Here is a 2,529-nt window from a genome sequence, read left to right on the forward strand (position 1 = left end):
TGGCAGGGGCTTCCACAGCTTAGCGTGCTTTATTTTCCGTTTTCTGAGACGACCACAGATCAGAAAAGACTGTGCAGCCGACTCTTGATATTCCGTGCAGTCACCTTCTGAAAATGACAGTAATCTGACAATATGGTTTCATCGAAATTGATATTGTTAGGCAAGTTCCACAGTCGATTCTCCACCCCTTCTGCGATCAAATGGATGACCGAAGACTCAATGGCTGACATCACTGCCATTTGTACGGGTTCGTTGGTGGTAATACCGGCTTCTGCTTCAAGCAGCCTACTGAAGTCGATGAAGCGGTAGACACCGGCTCTTAATTCTTTGGAATAGATAGTTTTGGTAGTAGTAACGTTTGCCAGCACTTCACCGGTGGAAATTTCTACCGCTCTGAGGTTCACGGTAACTTGATCGACTTGGTATTGGCCTGATGCACCGATCCCGAAATACTCCACGCCGGCGCCACCGGTACGCACATTGGATTCATAGGCAATGATGCCGCCCTCTAACATGACAGAAGCTGCGCGCAGGGATGGCAGCGTATCAGGTTGACCAAAGCGTTCGAACTCAGCGCGAATAATCCGACGCTCGGTTAGCAGGTTCTGTAAGCCCACCCTCTCAAGCGGAATAAACCAGCCCGAGTCTGCAAGTGCTCCGGTCAGCATTGCTGCTGCCCCTTGGGTGACTGCCGTGGAAAAGGTACTCGCCGGAGCAGGTCGATATTGCCCTGTTTGGTCCCGGAAATCATACACGGAGACAAAGATGCGCCCGGCGGGAGGTGGCAACGACACAAGGTCTTGGTAGGCCGCGCCTCTAGGCGTGAGCGTAGGGGGGGGCACCTTCTAGGTTTTCCGAGGTAGCGACGGTTCCGGCACAGCCACTTAGCCAAACTGCCATTATGCCAACAAGTAAGATTCTCATGATTATTCCCTTGTCTTATTGCGTCTTAATTTTTTTAGCATCAGTAAATCGTTATAACTTTAAGGATTGAATAAACCACCGACATTGATGGTGGTAACATCGCCGGTGAGCTTATCCACCACCTGGACGGAAAGTTGGCCGCCGTTATCCCTGACCACAACACCAAATTCGTCACTATCGAAACTGCCTTCGCCTACATCGCCACTTCCGACATCACTAATAAGTTGGGAAATAAGTCGGCTTTCCAGGCTCTGAACCAAACGTGCTGTTGAAGACAATGGTTCGGAACGTCGAGCATTAGGATCGGTATTGGTATCCTGAGACTGGGCCTTACTCAGTAGATAACTACCTACGAAAGGATCACCACCAAATGAGGGGTTAATCGGCTGGTAGACGAGGTCTCCGGCAAAGGCCGAAAGTGACAGTGCGCTTAACAGTGATGTTGCAGCCAGCAACTTTACTGATGGGCGTAAACGGTTCGTTTTCATTAGTTCAGCTCCTCTTTTCCTAAGTCTTTATCTGAGTTAAGCGCTGAGGCCAGTTGTTGCCGGATAAGCGCTTCTTCGACGGTTTGCACGGCTTCCCCGGCGGCTCGGTCAGCTTCATTGATCCTTGGGGAAAGCTGTGTACGGAAATACATACGGTTACCTTCCATCACCCATATTTGGCTACCCCAGCGGGCATCGGGTCGCTCGTTAATGGTGACGGTGGCATTGCCGATAATCAGGTTATCCAGTGCCCGTTGGCTAAAGGCACGATAGAAGGTTTTACCGGCCATGGTGATCGTACGGTCTACCATTACGCCGGTTAGCTCACTTCCACCGTTGGCGTTACCTTGCACTTCAGGACCATCAGGGCTAGAGAGCTGATTAATGGCGTCAATCGCTTCTTGTTCGTTGGCAGGTAATGCATTGCCCGTAGGGGCAGGCTCGTTGGCTAGCGCTATAGACATAGTTATCCACACCAGCAGTGGAGAAATGCCTATGGATAAACGATGTATCGATAACATGCTGAATTACCCTTGCGCGTTAGCGCTGCCGATGGCGCTGCAGGCTTCGCGCGGTTTCAATATTGGGAAGAATTGGGCCCAGATTTTGATGTATCCAATTAAGTGCTTGAATACGGTTATGTACATTGATTTTGCGAAAGATGTTGTAGAGGTGAGACTTAACGGTGTGTTCGCTAACAAACAGCTTTTCGGCAATTTGTTGATTAGAGGAGCCTGCACTAAGCAGTGAGATGATCTCCATTTCACGATTAGTGAGCCCACAGGCTGGGCGAAAAGCATTACTTTGGTATTTGCGATAAAACAGGATGAGTCGGGCCATTAAGTCCCGCGACATCCATAGCTCCCCTTCCAGTAACGCATGTATGCCTTTACAGATAACCTCAAGGCTTTCATTACGATAAAACACGCCTTTTAGCTGAGCGCAGGATAGTGCTTCCAGAGCGTGATCCATATCGTGAATGTTAAAAGCGGCTAACCTGGATTTCTCACGGGGTATAAAAGAAAGCGGCTGAAAGTGTTAACGTTTCAGGGCCTTACACCAAAAACCAACACCAACCGCCGCTTCCAAAATGGTACCTGAAAAACTGACCTTCTCG

At 49.6% G+C, this 2,529-nt stretch carries 3 protein-coding genes and 1 pseudogene; all 4 read right to left on the bottom strand.

All coding sequences use genetic code 11. The features are described 5' to 3' along the window. Positions 1 to 59: 59 nt before the first annotated feature. Positions 60 to 842 (bottom strand): CsgG/HfaB family protein, encoded by a 783-nt coding sequence (locus V8L70_RS22675; RefSeq protein WP_336270698.1) that lies wholly within the window; start codon positions 840 to 842, stop codon positions 60 to 62. A 141-nt stretch (positions 843 to 983) separates the two neighbouring features. Beyond that, positions 984 to 1,412, bottom strand: coding sequence for a curli assembly protein CsgF (locus V8L70_RS22680; RefSeq protein ID WP_336270699.1), 429 nt, complete (start codon positions 1,410 to 1,412; stop codon positions 984 to 986). Next, positions 1,412 to 1,876 carry a CsgE family curli-type amyloid fiber assembly protein gene (locus V8L70_RS22685; protein ID WP_336270700.1) on the bottom strand — a complete coding sequence of 155 codons (465 nt, stop codon included), beginning with the start codon at positions 1,874 to 1,876 and terminating at the stop codon, positions 1,412 to 1,414. The genes V8L70_RS22680 and V8L70_RS22685 overlap by 1 nt, the downstream gene beginning before the upstream one ends. Positions 1,877 to 1,952: 76 nt before the next feature. Next, positions 1,953 to 2,417: pseudogene (locus V8L70_RS22690) on the bottom strand (LuxR C-terminal-related transcriptional regulator); the annotation flags it as partial. Positions 2,418 to 2,529 lie beyond the last annotated feature (112 nt).

This window comes from Vreelandella arctica, from assembly GCF_037070215.1.
In the GTDB taxonomy this organism is placed as follows: Bacteria; Pseudomonadota; Gammaproteobacteria; order Pseudomonadales; family Halomonadaceae; genus Vreelandella; species Vreelandella arctica.